The 15,651-nt window shown below is 68.0% G+C and carries 14 protein-coding genes; 7 read left to right on the forward strand and 7 right to left on the reverse strand.

Going from position 1 to position 15,651, the window contains the following annotated elements; genetic code table 11:
- Positions 1 to 47: 47 nt before the first annotated feature.
- Positions 48 to 668: a J domain-containing protein gene (locus K9D25_RS10650; RefSeq protein WP_244375110.1), complete on the reverse strand. Its 621-nt coding sequence runs from the start codon at positions 666 to 668 to the stop codon at positions 48 to 50.
- A gap of 236 nt (positions 669 to 904) precedes the next feature.
- Between K9D25_RS10650 and K9D25_RS10655 the strand changes: the two genes are divergently transcribed.
- Together K9D25_RS10655 and K9D25_RS10660 are read left to right on the forward strand one after the other, a co-directional pair.
- Positions 905 to 1,210 carry a BolA family protein gene (locus K9D25_RS10655; protein WP_244375111.1) on the forward strand — a complete coding sequence of 102 codons (306 nt, stop codon included), beginning with the start codon at positions 905 to 907 and terminating at the stop codon, positions 1,208 to 1,210.
- A gap of 279 nt (positions 1,211 to 1,489) precedes the next feature.
- Positions 1,490 to 2,023, forward strand: coding sequence for a hypothetical protein (locus tag K9D25_RS10660; RefSeq protein WP_244375112.1), 534 nt, complete (start codon positions 1,490 to 1,492; stop codon positions 2,021 to 2,023).
- A gap of 28 nt (positions 2,024 to 2,051) precedes the next feature.
- Here K9D25_RS10660 and K9D25_RS10665 read toward each other — a convergent pair whose 3' ends face one another.
- Genes K9D25_RS10665 through K9D25_RS10675 form a run of 3 tightly spaced genes read right to left on the reverse strand, consistent with a single transcriptional unit; the run spans position 2,052 to position 5,065 of the window.
- Positions 2,052 to 3,329 (reverse strand): HlyC/CorC family transporter, encoded by a 1,278-nt coding sequence (locus K9D25_RS10665; protein WP_244375113.1) that lies wholly within the window; start codon positions 3,327 to 3,329, stop codon positions 2,052 to 2,054.
- A gap of 9 nt (positions 3,330 to 3,338) precedes the next feature.
- Positions 3,339 to 4,478, reverse strand: coding sequence for a 3-dehydroquinate synthase (gene aroB, locus K9D25_RS10670; RefSeq protein WP_244375114.1), 1,140 nt, complete (start codon positions 4,476 to 4,478; stop codon positions 3,339 to 3,341).
- Positions 4,475 to 5,065, reverse strand: a complete 591-nt coding sequence (locus K9D25_RS10675; protein ID WP_244375115.1) for a shikimate kinase — start codon at positions 5,063 to 5,065, stop codon at positions 4,475 to 4,477. The genes aroB and K9D25_RS10675 overlap by 4 nt, the downstream gene beginning before the upstream one ends.
- Positions 5,066 to 5,274: 209 nt before the next feature.
- Here K9D25_RS10675 and K9D25_RS10680 point away from each other — a divergent pair, with 209 nt between their 5' ends.
- The 4 genes from K9D25_RS10680 to K9D25_RS10695 all read left to right on the forward strand — a co-directional run bounded on the left by K9D25_RS10680 (position 5,275) and on the right by K9D25_RS10695 (position 9,275).
- Positions 5,275 to 5,418 (forward strand): hypothetical protein, encoded by a 144-nt coding sequence (locus K9D25_RS10680; RefSeq protein WP_244375116.1) that lies wholly within the window; start codon positions 5,275 to 5,277, stop codon positions 5,416 to 5,418.
- Positions 5,415 to 6,383 carry a site-specific tyrosine recombinase XerD gene (locus K9D25_RS10685; RefSeq protein WP_244375117.1) on the forward strand — a complete coding sequence of 323 codons (969 nt, stop codon included), beginning with the start codon at positions 5,415 to 5,417 and terminating at the stop codon, positions 6,381 to 6,383. The genes K9D25_RS10680 and K9D25_RS10685 overlap by 4 nt, the downstream gene beginning before the upstream one ends.
- A 116-nt stretch (positions 6,384 to 6,499) precedes the next feature.
- The gene (locus K9D25_RS10690; RefSeq protein ID WP_244375118.1) at positions 6,500 to 7,453 is read left to right on the forward strand and encodes an acetyl-CoA carboxylase carboxyltransferase subunit alpha; all 954 of its coding nucleotides are present in this window, start codon (positions 6,500 to 6,502) and stop codon (positions 7,451 to 7,453) included.
- Between the two features lie 142 nt (positions 7,454 to 7,595).
- Entirely contained in the window at positions 7,596 to 9,275 is a 1,680-nt protein-coding gene (locus K9D25_RS10695; RefSeq protein WP_244375119.1) for a L,D-transpeptidase family protein, read from the forward strand.
- A 15-nt stretch (positions 9,276 to 9,290) separates the two neighbouring features.
- Here the strand turns inward: K9D25_RS10695 and K9D25_RS10700 are convergent, their stop codons facing one another.
- Positions 9,291 to 9,689: a nuclear transport factor 2 family protein gene (locus tag K9D25_RS10700; RefSeq protein WP_244375120.1), complete on the reverse strand. Its 399-nt coding sequence runs from the start codon at positions 9,687 to 9,689 to the stop codon at positions 9,291 to 9,293.
- Positions 9,690 to 9,698: 9 nt separating this feature from the next.
- A complete protein-coding gene (gene secA, locus K9D25_RS10705) occupies positions 9,699 to 12,494 on the reverse strand; it encodes a preprotein translocase subunit SecA (RefSeq protein WP_244375121.1) in 2,796 nt (931 codons plus the stop codon).
- Positions 12,495 to 12,917: 423 nt separating this feature from the next.
- Here secA and K9D25_RS10710 point away from each other — a divergent pair, with 423 nt between their 5' ends.
- A complete protein-coding gene (locus K9D25_RS10710) occupies positions 12,918 to 13,943 on the forward strand; it encodes a peptidylprolyl isomerase (protein ID WP_244375122.1) in 1,026 nt (341 codons plus the stop codon).
- A 128-nt stretch (positions 13,944 to 14,071) separates the two neighbouring features.
- Here K9D25_RS10710 and K9D25_RS10715 read toward each other — a convergent pair whose 3' ends face one another.
- A complete protein-coding gene (locus tag K9D25_RS10715) occupies positions 14,072 to 15,556 on the reverse strand; it encodes a glycosyltransferase family 4 protein (RefSeq protein WP_244375123.1) in 1,485 nt (494 codons plus the stop codon).
- Positions 15,557 to 15,651 lie beyond the last annotated feature (95 nt).

The following is a 15,651-nucleotide window of genomic DNA, read 5'->3' on the forward strand; positions in this document are numbered from 1 at the left end:
TCCTCCGTTGCCGCGCATGCGCGCGGGCTGGTCTGGCACGCGCTTCCCTAGCAGAAGCCCGCGTTCTTGAGATGATTATAGGACTGGATCACGTCGCGCAGACGGTCCTCGGTTGAAATATCGCCGCCATTGGCGTCGGGATGGTATTTCTTCACCAGCACCTTGAAGCGGGCCTTGATCTCCTCCGGCGTGGCGGAAATCTCCACGCCGAGGGATTCGAAGGCGCGGCGCTCGGCATTGCGGATCATCCGGCTTTCGCGCGGGGCCTCGGGCTCCGGTCGCGCCCGGCCGCCGACCTCACCGAACATGCCGAAGGGATCGCCGATATTCTCCGTCGAATGGCGCTTGGCGTGCTCGGCCGCGCGGCCGGCCGCGCCGCGCGAGCCCATCTTCCAGGTCGGGCGATGGCCGGTGGCGGCATCCTTCTGATAGGCGGCGACGGCGTCATCGCCCATGCCGGCGAAATAATTATACGACTGGTTGTAGGCGCGTGTGTGCTCGAAGCAGAAGCGCCAGAACTGTCCTTCCATCTGCCGGCCCTTGGGCGCCCGGTGAGTCGCGGCATTGCAGCAGCCCTCCCATTCGCAGGTAGGGCCTTCCGCCTTCAGGCGGCGATCACGGTCGGGCTTCACCCGGATGCGATCGAAGAGGGGGGAGTCGAGCTTCATGGTCCGACGATTATGCTGTTGCTGGAGCAGGTATACAAGAAACCGCGGGTTCGTCACCGCCCCCACCGCATCATTCCGAGGCGGCAGAGGCCCCATGACGCGGCGGGAACGATGCGGTCCCGCGCCTTATACGGTGCAGAACCGCCAAGTGTGCGCCGCGATTGCGGTGCAATCGGGTCGGCGGATGCCGCGCCGGGCTGTTGACGCGGCTAGGCGGCGGGCGTACCGCATCGGGCATGAGCACGCCCGTTCCCCCGCTGCCGACCGACGATGCGATCTCCCAGAGGCTGGCCCGCGTGCGGGCGGCGCTGGCCGAACTCTCGCCCAGCGTTCTCGAACTCGAGGATGAGAGTCATCGGCATGAAGGTCATGGCGGTCATCGTCCCGGTCAGCTCACGCATCTTCGCGTGCGTATTGTCGCGCAGGCCTTTGCCGGCCAGAGCCGGCTGGCGCGGCATCGTCTGGTGAACGGCCTGCTGGCGGACGAACTGGCGCGTGGCCTGCACGCCCTCGCCATCGAAGCCAAGGCACCGGGCGAGTAGCGGCCGGATCATCGCGCCGGAGAGGAAAGCTCCGCCGATATGGGGAGCCGGCGACGTTTTTCCAGAGCGGCGTAAGGCCTGTCTCCGATGGCGTTTACCTAACGTTTTCGGCGCAACGTAGCGCCCATGGGCGCCGTCTCTGCGTTCATTTTCTTGATTTCCCGTTCGTCTCTTCCATATGCCCAATGGAACCATGGTTGTGTCCGCCGCCCGCACTGTAGATCGGTCGGGCACGGCCTCCGGCTTCGCAAATTGTTTTGGTGTATGGAGGAGATATTCATGTCGATTGCGGGTCGTGCCGAGCGCAGCCTGATCAGCCGCGACGAATATGAGGTCGTTCGCCTCACTCATCATCCTGAAATCTACGACGTATCCGACGACGATCTCTCATCGACCCGCAAGCGTCTGCGCGACCTGCACGCAAAGGAGCGCACCCTTGCCTGGGAGAAGCGGCGCATCTCCCGCGGCAAGGCGGAACCGCGCGGCGGCAGCTTTCCCGGCACGCATGAGCGGCCGAGCCGCCGCAAGCAGGTGTTCGCGGCGGCGGTAAAGCGTCTCAACCGCGAGATCGAGCGCCGGGCCGAACTCGCCGCCCGTCCAAGCCAGGCCGAGATCGCCAAAAAGGCGCTGGCGATGCGCCGGGAGAATTTCGTCAGCCCGCCTCCCGGCGCGGCGCGGGCGGATGAGGGCATGGAGGTTATCGCGAGCCGACGCCGGCGCTCCGCCGTTCATCCCGGGAAGGTCGGCCGCGTGTCGCAGCGGACCAAGGCCGCGCAGGCGAAGAGAGACGCCAAGCGGGGCGCACAGGGCTGACCCGCGATCCCGCTCGGCGGCGGAGGGATTACCCCTGCGTCCGCCGCAGCGGGGCCACGCGCAGAAGGGTGATGCGGTTGCGCTGCTTGCGCATCACCTGAAAGCGGAAGCCGTGGAACATGAAGGCCTGCCCCGGCTCGGGGATGATGCGGGCCTCGTGGATGACGAGGCCGGCGAGGGTCGTCGCCTCCTCGTCCGGCAGGTGCCAGCCCATGGCGCGGTTGAGATCGCGGATCGGCACGGAGCCCTCGACGCTGACCGAGCCGTCCGGGTTGCGGCGGGCGCCGGTGAAGGCGCGGTCATGCTCGTCGGAGATATCGCCGACGATCTCTTCCAGAATGTCCTCAAGGGTCACCAGACCCATCACCTCGCCATACTCGTCGACCACGAGGGCGAAATGCTGCTTGCGGCGCCGGAACGCCTTGAGCTGGTCCGGCAGCGAGGTCACGTCGGGCACGAACCACGGCGCGCGGGCGATTTTCTCGATGTCGAGCTTGGACGTGTCGTTGCCGAGCGCCATCAATTCGCGCAGCAGGTCCTTGGCGTGCAGCACGCCGATGATGTTGTCCGGCCGCTCGCGCCACAGCGGCAGGCGCGTATGCGGGGAGGCGAGCACCTCCTGCACGATGCGCTCCGGCGGCGTGTCGGCGTTCAGACTCGCCATCTTGGTGCGGTGGACCATGATGTCGGAGACTTCCAGCTCGCCGAGATCGAGCAGGCCGCCGAGCATGTCGCGCTCGTCCTTCACCACGCTGCCCTCGCGGTGCAGCAGGTCGACCGCGCCGCGCAATTCCTCCGAGGCGGAGAGCACATTGGTGGTGGCGCCGAGCGGCACGCCCATCGCGCGCAGCAGCGCGCGCACCAGCGCCTCGATGGCGAGGGTGAGCGGACCGAACAGGCCGACGATGAAGCGGATCGGGCCCGCCACCCGCAGCGACACGCGGTCGGGATGGTTGATGGCGATGGTCTTGGGCAGCACCTCGGAGAAGATGACGACGACGACGGTCATGCCCACCGTCGCATAGGCGATGCCGGCCGAGCCGAACCACGCCAACAGCAGCCCGGTGGTGAGCGAGGAGGCGGCGATGTTGACGAGGTTGTTGCCGAGCAGGATGCCGCCGATGAGCCGCTCGCGCTGCGCCATCATCCGGTTGACCAGCGCCGCGCGGGCGTCGCCGTTCTTCTCCAGCGCGTGCATGCGCGCCTTGGAGGAGGCCGTCAGTGCGGTCTCGCTGCCGGAGAAGAAGAAGGACAGCAGGAGGCAGAGGACGACGGCGCCGAGGGCCATCCAGTCATAAAGGGTCATGCGCCCTTCTTAGCGGCCCCGGCGCTCCTCCTCAAGGAAGGCGCGCAATTGCGCGGGATCAACATCCCGGGCGATGTAGCTCTGGCCGATGCCGCGCGCGAGGATGAAGGTGAGCGCGCCGCGCGAGACCTTCTTGTCCTGCGCGATCAGGTCCATCAGCCCGTCCGTATCGGGCAGGGCGCCGGGAATGTCGGCGATGCGCGTCGGCAGCCCGACCGTGCGCAGATGCGCCTCCACCCGCTCGGCATCCGCCGTGGCGCACAGCCCCTGCGCGGCGGAAAAGCGGAAGGCCTGCGCCATGCCCACCGCCACCGCCTCGCCATGGAGCAGGCGCTGCGAGAAGCCGGCGCCCGCTTCCAGCGCATGACCGAACGTGTGGCCGAGATTGAGCAAGGCGCGGTCGCCCGTCTCCTTCTCGTCGCGGCTGACCACGGCGGCCTTGGAGGCGCAACTGGTGGCGATGGCCTCGATGCGCTCCGCCCCGCCGCGGAACACCGCTTCCCAGCGCCGCTCCAGCCAGCCGAAGAACGGGGCGTTGTCGATCAGCCCGTATTTGGCGACTTCGGCATAGCCGGAACGGAACTCCCGCAGCGGCAGCGTGTCGAGCGCGCCGGTGTCGGCGAGCACGAGAATCGGCTGGTGGAAGGCACCGACCAGATTCTTGCCGTGGCGCGAATTGATGCCGGTCTTGCCGCCGACGGAAGAATCGACCTGCGCCAGCAGGCTGGTCGGGGCCTGGACGAAATCGACGCCGCGCCGCAGCGCTGCCGCCGCGAAGCCGGCGAGATCGCCGACCACGCCGCCGCCCAGCGCCAGCACGAGGTCGCGCCGCTCAATGCGGGCGGCGAGCAGCGCGTCCACCACCTGCTCGAACACGGCGAAGCACTTCGACTTCTCGCCGGGCTCGACGAGGATCGGTGTCGGGGTGAGGCCGGCCTCGCGCAGCGAGGCCTCGACCACGCCGAGATGGCGGTCGGCGACGTTGCTGTCGGTGACGATGCCAATGCGGGCGCCGGGCCGTAGCGCGGCGATGCGCGCGCCGGCTTCTGCCAGCAGACCGGGGCCGATGACGATGTCATAGGAGCGATCGCCGAGCCCGACGCTGAGCTGGGTGCGGTCGGCGGCCAAAGGGGTGGCTTGCTTGTTCACGTCTCGTCTCCCGATCCCGGCACGGCGAGATGGCCGATCAGGGCCTCGATCACCGTGTCGACCATCACTTCCTGCGGCACGTCATGCGATACCACGGTGAGGTCCGCGCCCGCATAGACGGGGTAGCGCTGGTCGATGAGCCGGGCCAGCGTGCCTTCCGGGTCGTTCTTCAGCAGCGGCCGGTCGTCGCGCCGGCGCACGCGGCGCAGCAGCACGTCGAGCTCGGCCTTCAGCCAGACGCAGATGCCGTTGGCGGCGATGGCGGCGCGGGTGTCAGCATTCATATAGGCGCCGCCGCCGGTGGCGAGCACCATCGGCCCGGCTTCCAGTAGGCGGGCGATCACCTTTTTCTCGCCGTCGCGGAAGGCCGGCTCGCCGCGCAGGGCGAAAATCTCCGGAATGGTCATCCCCGCCGCCTGCTCGATCTCGGTATCGGCATCGGCGAAGGGCAAGGCGAGGCGGCGGGCGAGGCGCTTGCCGACCGAGGACTTGCCGGCGCCCATCATGCCGACGAGCACGACGGAGCGCGCACCCAGAAGTGCGCGCAGCCGTTCCGCCTTCTCGTCCTGTTCGGGTTCCGCCGTCATCGCCCTGCGCTCGCTCGCTCAAGCGCGGACTATCATCAGCGCGGGGGTGACGCAATGCGAGCGCGGCCCGTGCGCGCCCGTGGCGGCGCTGTAACGCTCCGTTCAGACAGAGATGGCAGGGTGAGGACGATACCGCCGGCTTCCACCGCCGCGCCGAACGGCCTTAGGATCGGCACAACCCCTTTCGAATCGTGCAGGGCCTGCTCACCATGCCGAGCCTCATTCGCCTTCTCGTCATTCTCGGCATCCTCGGTGGCATCGGCTATGGCACGCTGTGGGCGTTCGCCACGCTGGTGAAGCCGCAGATGCGCGAGATGAGCGTCGTGGTGCCGCCGGACCGGTTCGCCAAATGAGCCCGCGCGAGGCGCAGCTGTTTCTCGACATGATGGCCGCTGAACGGGGCGCCGGGGCGAACACGCTCGGCGCCTATCAGCGCGACCTCGAAGACTATGAAGGGTTCCTGGCGACGCAGGGCCGCGATATCGCGGGCGCCACCACCGCCGATCTGCGCGGCTGGCTCGCCGCGCTCTCCGCCCGCGGCCTCGCCAGCGCCAGCGTGGCGCGCAAGCTCTCCGCCGTGCGCCAGTTCCACCGCTTTCTCTATGCCGAGGGCCATCGCGGCGACGATCCCGCCGCCGTGCTGGAAGGGCCGCGCCGCAGCCGGCCGCTGCCCAAGGTGCTGTCGCAGGAGGAGGTGAGCCGTCTCATCGCCACCGCCCATGAGCGGGCGGGCGAAGCGGTGGCGAGCTTTGCTGAAGCCGCGCGGCGGGCGCGCACCGCCTGTTTCGTCGAACTTCTCTACGCGACGGGTCTGCGCGTGTCCGAACTCGCGGCGCTGCCGGCTTCGGCGGCGAATGCGCGCGGCGACGCCATCATTGTGCGCGGCAAGGGCAGTAAGGAGCGGCTGGTCCCGCTCGGTGAGCCGGCGCGCGCCGCCATGTCCGCCTATCGCGCGGCACTGGACAGGGTCGCGGCGGAGCGGGCGGGGGCGGGCGGACGCAAAGCACCGGCCGAACGCGGGCGCTGGCTTTTTCCCTCCGGCGCGGCGAGCGGGCACATTACCCGCCAGCAGGTGGCGCTGGACCTGAAAGACCTCGCTCTGGCCGCCGGGCTCGATCCGGCGCGGCTGTCGCCGCATGTGCTGCGCCACGCCTTCGCCAGCCACCTTCTGGCGCATGGGGCGGAGCTGCGCATCGTGCAGACGCTGCTCGGTCACAGCGACATTTCCACCACGCAGATCTATACCCATGTGCTCGATGAGCGGTTGAAAAGCCTGGTGCGCGACCTGCATCCGCTCAGTGAGGGCAGCGGCGATTGAGCGCAGATGCGCGCCTGCCTTGACGTCGCCACCCTCTCGGGGCAGCTTCCGCCCGATTTCGCGGGCTGTCCTTCCCGGTGGCCCCCCTTTCCCGTGAGCCGGTTCAATCATTTCCAATGCGCAGCTACCTCGATTTTGAGAAGCCCGTGGCCGAACTCGAGGCCAAGCTGGAAGAATTGCGCGCCATGGCGGCGCAGGGCGACGCGGTCGCCATTGGCGACGATATCGTGCGGCTGGAAGGCAAGGCGCGCGACGCCCTGCTCCAGCTCTACGCGAATCTCTCGCCCTCGCAGAAGACGCAGGTGGCGCGTCATCCGCTGCGCCCGCACTTCTCCGATTATGCCTCGGCGCTGTTCGAGGAGTTCGACCCGCTGGCCGGCGACCGCAAATTCGGCGACGACCACGCCATTCTCGGCGGTCTCGCCCGCTTTCGCGGCCGCGCCGTCTGCCTGATCGGGCAGGAGAAAGGCTCCAGCACCGAGACCCGCATCAAGCACAATTTCGGCATGGCGCGGCCCGAGGGCTACCGCAAGGCGGTGCGGCTGATGGAACTGGCCGACCGCTTCTCGCTTCCTGTCATTTCGCTGGTCGACACCGCCGGCGCCTTCCCCGGCCTCGACGCCGAGGAGCGCGGCCAGGCCGAGGCCATTGCCCGCTCGACCGATGCCTGCCTCTCGCTCGGCGTGCCCAATGTCGCCGTCATCATCGGTGAGGGCGGCTCCGGCGGCGCCATCGCCATCGCCACCGCCAACCGGGTGCTGATGCTGGAGCATTCGATCTACAGCGTGATCTCGCCGGAAGGCGCGGCCTCGATCCTCTGGCGCGACACTGCCAAGGCGCAGGAAGCGGCGATGAACATGAAGATCACCGCGCAGGACCTGCTCCGTTTCCACGTCATCGATTCCGTGATTCCCGAGCCCCCTGGCGGCGCCCATCGCGACCCCGAGGCGGCGATGCGGGCGACGGGCGATGCCATCGAGGCCGCGCTCGGGGAACTCGACGGGATGGAGCCGGCGGCGCTGCGCAAGGCCCGCCGCGAGAAGTTCCTGGCCATCGGCCGCAATCTCTGAGCGGATACGGGCGCGCGCCGAAGCGATCCCCTCGCCGGGCTGTGATCGACGGTGATGCGCGGCGGGATTGCGCCGACCCCGGACGCGGTATAACGCTTGGCGCGGGCGCCTTGTGCGCTGCGGTTTCGGGGAGATACCGGGGTTGAGGTTTCAGGCCATTTCGAGCCTCTCGCGTCAGGCGCGTGACCGGGGACTCGGTGCGCGCTGGCGCGCGGCCCTATTGGCCGGCTGCACCGCGCTGGTGCTGGCCGGCTGCAATGGCGGCGACAGTTCCTCGCCCATGTCGAAGGCGAGCAAGAGCCTCTCCCCGCAGACTCTGGCGCTGATCGACCAGAAGGGCATGACCAAGTCGAGCCCGATCGTGGTGCGGATCTTCAAGGAGGAATCCGAGCTCGAAGTCTGGAAGGAAACCACCAGCGGCGAGTATGCGCTGCTGAAGACCTACCCGATCTGCCGCTGGTCCGGCGAATTGGGGCCGAAGGTGAAGGAGGGCGACCGGCAGGCGCCGGAGGGTTTCTACGCCATCACCCCCGGCCAGATGAACCCGAATTCCAGCTATTACCTCGCCTTCGACCTTGGCTTTCCCAATGCCTATGACCGCGCCTGGGGCCGCTCCGGCAGCAATCTGATGGTGCATGGCGACTGCTCCTCGCGCGGCTGCTACGCCATGACCGACGAGCAGGTGCAGGAGATTTTCGCGCTCGGCCGCGAGAGCTTCTATGGCGGGCAGCGCTCCTTCCAGGTGCAGGCCTATCCGTTCCGCATGACGACGGACAATCTGGTCCGCCACCGCAACAACCCGAATCTCGCCTTCTGGAAGATGCTGAAGGAAGGCAGCGACGTGTTCGAGATCACCAAGGCGCCGCCAAAGGTGGATTATTGCGGCAAGCGCTATGTGTTCAACGCCACGCCGGTCGACCCGAACCAGAAGCTGCAGGCGAGCCTTCCCTGCCCGGACTACACGATGCCGGAGGGGCTGGAGGAAGAAGTCGCCGCCCGGCAGAAGGAGGTCAGCACCAAGATCGCCAGCGCCGGCGCGCTGCAGCCCGTCGCCCCGGTCAAAACCGGCAAGGATGGCGGCATGCATAAGGTGTTCCTCGCCAAGCTGGAAAACCCCGAACTGTCCGCGCCCGGTTCGCTGCCGCCGGTGGTGAAGCCGCCAGGCAGCGATTATGGAGTTTCGACCACGGAGCCGGCGCCGGCGGAGAGCATCGCGCTCGCCACCGCCGATACGGTGACCGAGGCCGCCGCCGTTCCGCTGCCGGCGCCGCGTCCGGACGATGCGCCGGGCGGGCCGCGCCTCGCCGTTGCCGCCGCCGCCCCCAGCACGGGTGGGTTCTTCGACAATCTTTTCGGCGGGCTGACGTCTGCGCCGACCACTTCCGCGCCGCCGGCCGTGGCTGCAGCGACGCCCGCTTCGGCGCCGACCCCGCCGCAGGCCGGCGGCTCGCCGTCTGCCGACGTTCAAGCCCGGCCGGCTGAGCGGGCGCCGCTGCCGCAGCTGGCCGCGCTCGATGCCGGCAGCAATGGCGGCTTTCTCGACAGCCTAAAGAACCTGTTCGGCGGCAGCGCGCCGCCGGCAGAGACGGCCCCGGCGGCCGAGCCGATCGCCGACGTGCCGGTTCCGCCCGTCCGGCCGCCCGTGCCGCGCCAGGCGGCGGCGCCGCAGGCGGCAACGCGGGCGAACCCGCCGGCGCCTGCCGCCGCCGCTTCGGCTCCTTCGGTGGTGTCGTCCGGCTCTGCGACGACGCCCGGCACGGTTCAGACCCTCCCGGGTGCTGCCGGCATTCTGGCGCCGGGTAGCTTCTCAGCGGTTCAGTAAGGTCCCGAAAGGGATTCAGGCGAGCGGGGTGCTGTGGGCGCTGGCGACCCGCCAGCCCGTGGCTTCGTTCCGCCATACCCGCGTGAAGCGCAGCCTTGCCTCGAAGGGCGCTCCGCCCGCCGTCCCAGTGGCATCGGCGCGCAGCACCGCGAGCACCAGCCCGGGCGCGAGATGGCTGATCCGATAGTCGGAAAAGGTCAGCCGCTCCAGCCGGAAAGCACCGGTGCGGTGCAGGTCGAGATCGTCCTCTTTGCTCAGTACATGGCCGAACTGGTTGACGAAGACCAGATCGTCGGCCAGCAGCGCGTCGAGCGCGGCGACATCGCCCGCGAGAGCGGCGTCGCGCAGCCGCTGTTCGGCGGCGGCGACGCGATGCAGGTCGTCATTTCGATCGCCCTGCGCCCCGTCACCCATCGCTCCGCCTCAGACGAACTTGCCGTGGCAGTGCTTGTATTTCAGGCCCGAACCGCAGGGGCAGGCCTCATTGCGGCCGACCCGACCCCAGGTCGAGGGGTCATTGGGGTCACGGTTCGGCGTCGCCGCGTCGAAAGCCGGGGCCAGCGTCGCCGCCGCGGCAATCTCGGCGTCGGCGAGCGCGAACTCGTCCTCGCCGGTCGCCGCGTCGATATGGTGCGGCGCCATGGGCGGCATCTCGTCGGTCTGCGGCGCGGCCATCACCTCGACGCGCATCAGCTGGGCGGTGACCGCCTCGCGCAGATTGGCGAGCATAGCCTCGAACAGCTGGAAGGCTTCCGACTTGTACTCGTTCAGCGGGTCGCGCTGGGCATAACCGCGCAGGCCGATGACCTGGCGCAGATGATCGAGCGTCACCAGATGCTCGCGCCAGAGGTGGTCCAGCGTCTGCAAGAGGATCGACTTCTCGACATAGCGCATGATGTCGGGGCCGTATTTGGCCGCCTTAAGCGCCATCGCTTCATCGGCCCGGCGCTGCACGCGCTCGCGCATCTCCTCGTCGGCGATGCCTTCCTCGGCCGCCCATTCCTTGACCGGCAGGTCGAGGCCGAGCACGCGCTGCAGCTGCTCGTCAAGGCCGTCCGTGTCCCACTGCTCGGGATAGGCATTGGGCGGCACATGCTTGGTGACGATGTCCTCGATGACGCCATGGCGCATTTCGGCGACCGTCTCGGCGACGTCCTCGTCCTGCATCAGTTCCACGCGCTGCTCGAACACCACCTTGCGCTGGTCGTTCATCACGTCGTCGTATTTCAGCAGGTTCTTGCGGATGTCGTAATTGCGCGCCTCGACCTTCTGCTGCGCCTTTTCCAGCGCGCGGTTGATCCAAGGATGGACGATCGCCTCGCCCTCCTTGAGGCCGAGCTTCTGTAGCATGCCGTCGAGCCGGTCCGACCCGAAGATGCGCATCAGGTCGTCTTCCAGCGACAGGAAGAAGTGCGAGTGGCCGGGGTCGCCCTGGCGGCCGGAGCGGCCGCGCAGCTGGTTGTCGATGCGCCGGCTCTCATGGCGTTCGGTGCCGATGACGTAGAGCCCGCCCGCTTCCAGCGCCTTCGCCTTCAGCTTGGCGATCTCGTCGCGGATGCGGGCTTCGGCGGCGGCGCGTTCCTCGCCCTCCGGCATGTCGCCGAGTTCGTGGCTGATGCGCATCTCGGCATTGCCACCGAGCTGGATGTCGGTGCCGCGGCCGGCCATGTTGGTGGCGATGGTAACGGCGCCGGGCACGCCGGCCTGGCTGACGATGTAGGATTCCTGCTCATGGTGGCGGGCGTTCAGCACCGCGAACACCTTGTCGTCCGCCGTGCCCTGATCGCCGTCATAGAGCGGGCGGAAGGCGTCGGGGTCGGAGAAGTCCTTCTGCTTGAAGCCGCGCTGCTTCAGCAGTTCGGCCAGAAGCTCAGATTTCTCGATCGAGGTGGTGCCCACCAGCACGGGCTGGCCGCGGGTCTTGCAGTCGGTGATGAGGTCGATGATGGCGTTATATTTCTCGCCCGCCGTCCGATAGACTTCGTCATCGTCGTCGATGCGCTGCACCGGCAGGTTGGTCGGGATCTCGACCACTTCGAGATTGTAGATGTCCTGGAATTCCGCCGCTTCGGTATTGGCCGTGCCGGTCATGCCGGCCAGCTTCTCATACATGCGGAAATAGTTCTGGAAGGTGATGGAGGCCAGCGTCTGGTTCTCAGGCTGGACCTGCACCCGCTCCTTGGCTTCCAAAGCCTGGTGGAGACCTTCCGAATAGCGCCGGCCCGGCATCATGCGGCCGGTGAACTCGTCGATGATGACGACTTCGCCGTTGCGGACGATGTAGTCCTTGTCGCGCTGGAACAGCGAGTGCGCGCGCAGCGCCTGATTGACGTGGTGGACCACCGAGACGTTCTCGATGTCGTACAGGCTCTCGCCCTTGAGAATGCCGGCGTCGCGCAGCAGGGTCTCGATCTTCTCCATGCCGGCTTCGGTCATGGCGACGGAGCGCTGCTTCTCGTCGACCTCGTAGTCTTCCTTCGACAGCTTCGGGATGTAAGTGTCGATGGTGTTATAGAAATCCGAGCGGTCGTCGAGCGGGCCGGAAATGATGAGCGGCGTGCGCGCCTCGTCGACCAGGATGGAGTCCACCTCGTCGACCACGGCGTAGAAGTGCGGGCGCTGCACCATCTGGTTCAGCTCGTACTTCATGTTGTCGCGCAGATAATCGAAGCCGAGCTCGTTATTCGTGGCGTAGGTGACATCGCAGGCATAGGCCGCGCGGCGCTCATTGTCGTCCATGCCGTGATGGATGATGCCGACGGTGAGGCCGAGGAAGCGATAGACTCGCCCCATCCATTCGGCGTCGCGCTTGGCGAGGTAGTCGTTGACGGTGACGACGTGGACGCCCTTGCCGGTCAACGCGTTGAGATAGACCGGGGAGGTAGCCACCAGCGTCTTGCCTTCGCCGGTGCGCATCTCGGCGATGCCGCGCTCATGCAGCACCATGCCGCCGATCAGCTGCACGTCGAAATGCCGCTGCCCGAGCGCCCGGCGCGCGGCCTCGCGCACCGTGGCGAAGGCGGGGACTAGCAAATCGTCGAGGCTCGCGCCCTTGGCCAGCTGCTCGCGGAAGGCAATGGTGCGGGCGCGCAGCGCCTCGTCGGAGAGCGCCTTGACCTCGGGTTCGAGCGCGTTGATGGCCGCGATCTTGGGCTGGTAACCGCGCACGCGGCGGTCATTGGCCGATCCGAAGAGCTTTCGCGCGAGAGCGCCGAACATGAGACTTCCAATCCGAGTCCGCCAAGGGCAGGTGTCGGACGGGCGGTGACGGGCCGCCACGTCCTCTTGAGCAAGCTGCGGGCGCGAACGCGCGGGCTGAAGCCTCATCGAGACGCCATTTGCGGCCGAAATGGGTCTTCAGGGCCGGGCCGCCGCGAACGGCTTGCGGGTTCTTGGCTCACATAAGCGCGAGTGCCGGCGAGAACCCGCACCGCGTGCCACACTTATGAACGGGTTTGGGGGTTGTCAATCGCAGGCCGGACGACAGTTTCGCCGATCAGCGGGCGGTCGCGCAGGTAGCCCATGCCACCGGCGCGCAAGCGGCGAAATATCCGGCGTTGGCCATCATACCGGCTTGCAACCTGTGCCGTGCTGGGCCAGCTTTCGCGGCCCACGCGGCCAAACCGAATTGAGGAACGTTCCATGACCCGTCATTTCCCGCTCGCCGCGCCCAAGGCGTCCGCTCGCGCCGTCGCCGGCCGGGTCTCCGCCGGCCCGCTGCGTGCCGGCCTGCTGGCTGCGCTGATCGGCACCGCCCTGCTTCCCGCCCTGCCGGCGCTCGCCCAGGACGCCGCGCCGAAGCCGGCCGCGCCGGCCGCTGCCGCGACCCAGGACGATCCCGTGCTCGCCACCGTCAACGGCCAGCCGATCCGCCGCAGCGACGTGACCGCCGCTGCCGCCGAACTGGCGCCGAACCTGCCGCAGCAGATCCAGGGCGCGGCGCGCGACGAATATGTGCTCGGCTTCCTCATCGACCTCAACGCCATGGCGCAGGCCGCCGAGGCGCAGAAGCTCTACGAGACCGAGGAATTCAAGCGCGAGATGGATTTCATCCGCAAGCGCGTGCTGATGCAGGCCATCCTCACCAAGGCCACCAAGGACGCGCTGACCGACGCCGCCCTGAAGCAGACCTATGAAGAGGCGGTGAAGCAGCAGAAGCCGGAGAAGGAAGTGCGCGCCCGCCACATCCTGTTCCGCGCCGACCCCAACAACAAGGAAGCCCAGGCTGCCGCCGAAAAGAAGGCGCAGGATGTCGAAGCCCAGCTCAAGAAGGGCGCGGACTTCGCCAAGCTGGCGAGCGAGCTGACCGAGGACCCCTCGGGCAAGGATGATGGCGGCGATCTCGGCTTCTTCACCAAGGAGCAGATGGTGCCGGAATTCGCCGAAGTCGCCTTCGAGCTGAAGCCGGGCGAAGTCTCCAAGCCGGTGAAGACGCAGTTCGGCTGGCACGTCATCAAGCTTGAGGAGGTGCGCGAGCGCCCGGTGCCGACCTTCGACGAGGTCAAGCCGCAGATCGAGCAGTTCCTGGCGCAGAAGGCCCAGGCCGATGCGGTGCAGAAGACCCGCGAGGCCGCGAAGGTCGAGAAGACCGAGGCCGCGCCGAAGCCGGGCGACCTGATCAACGCCCCCGCCGCGAAGCCGGCCGCCCCGGCGACCCCGACCCCGTGATCGCCGCGGCCCCCGCGCGGTCTGCCGCGACGAGCCGTTGAGTAGAAAAGCCCCGGACCGCACGGATCCGGGGCTTTTTCGCGTGAAGAGGCCCAGCGCCTTCGGACGGGACGGTCGCCCCGCGTGGCTCAGTTCATGGGGAGGCGCTGCAAAAGCGCATCGACGCTCTGGCGCCAGGTCAGCCAGGGCAGTCCGCGCGATCCCACCGCGCGCCCGGCCTGGAAGGCGGCGAGCCAGGCTTCGAGCGCCGCGTGCAGGGTTTCCGGTCCCGTGCCGTCGAAATAGCTGGCATGGTCGCCGGCTACTTCGCGAAAGACCGGAATGTCGCGGGCGAGGATGGGCAGGTCGTGTCGGGCGGCTTCGATCAGCGGCAGGCCGAAGCCTTCCCCTTCGCTGGCGGCGAGAAGGCAGCTGCATGCGCGGTAAAGTTGCCGCAGCTCCGCGTCGCTGGGCCGTTCGATCCAGATCAGCCGCCTGCCGCTTTCGGGATGCTGATGCAGCTTCTCCATGAGGTCGTCGACCATCCAGCCCCGCGCGCCGGCAATCACCAGCGCCGCATCCCCGCCGGCGCCCCACAGACGTTCCATCGCCGCGAGCGCCAGGGCGTGGCCCTTGCGCGGTTCGATGGTCCCGACCATCAGGAAGCTCGGTCGGTCGGGCGTCCGCAGCGCCGCCTCGCGCAGATCCTCGCCCCGCGCCACCGGCGCTGTCGCGGTCTCAAGATCGGCGCCAAGGTGAAACCAGTCGATGGCCGGCATCCGGCCATTGGCCGGCGGATGCGCTGCGAGATAGTCGGCGAGATCCGCAGCCACCGCCCGCGAGATGCACAGCAACTGGTTAAAACGCGCGATGGTGTCGAGCCAGCGTGCGAACAGCCCGTCGGCCAGCGGGAAATAGTGAGGGAAACGGGTCGGCAGCAGATCATAGACAACGGAGGCGAGATGCACGCCCGCCTGTGCCATCGCGTCCAGCGCGGCTTGCATTTCCGGGATTTGAGTGAAGCAGGCATCCGGGCTGAGGAATATGTCGCCGGCGTAGATGTCGATGGGGTCGTCCCCGGGCCAGACACAGGGCATTCCCAGAAATTCGCAGGTGAAGCGGCGGGCATAGCGGTAGCGGCCGAGGACAGGATCGCCGAAAACCGGCTCCACTCGCCAGCCGGCCGGCGGCTCCCGCAACAAGGTTTCCAGCAGGGCACGCACCACCCGCTGAATACCGCTATTGGCATCCCACTTCGCGATTTCCCCGACATCGACCAGCAGCTGCCGCAGCCGCGCGCCGGCCGGCAGGCTGTCGGCCGCGGCCTGCGCCAGCTCGACGTCGAGGGCGGGATCGGTTTCCAGTCGCGCCAGTTCGCCGACAAGCCGGCGCCGGCCCTGGGCGCGGCGGTTGAAGCCTTCGATCGCGGCGTAATAGGCGCGGGCGCAATCGGCCGGCGCCTGTTCCGCCAAAATCCGCTCGCGTCCGTCCGTGCCCATGCGCTGCCGCAGGACAGGATCATTCACCAGAAGGTCGATGGCCTCTGCGAGCTCGCGATCTTCGAAGGCATCGGGAATATGCAGCACCCCGTCGGGCGGCAGATCCGCAAGGCTTCCATGCGCGTTCACGATCACCGGAAGGCCGCCGGTCAGGCAGTCAATGACCGAACCGGAACTCTCGCCGCGCGAGTGCGTGCGCAGCTGGACGGCGAAATCGGCTGCCAGCAGAT

The organism is Ancylobacter polymorphus, from assembly GCF_022836935.1.
Lineage (GTDB): Bacteria > Pseudomonadota > Alphaproteobacteria > Rhizobiales > Xanthobacteraceae > Ancylobacter > Ancylobacter polymorphus_A.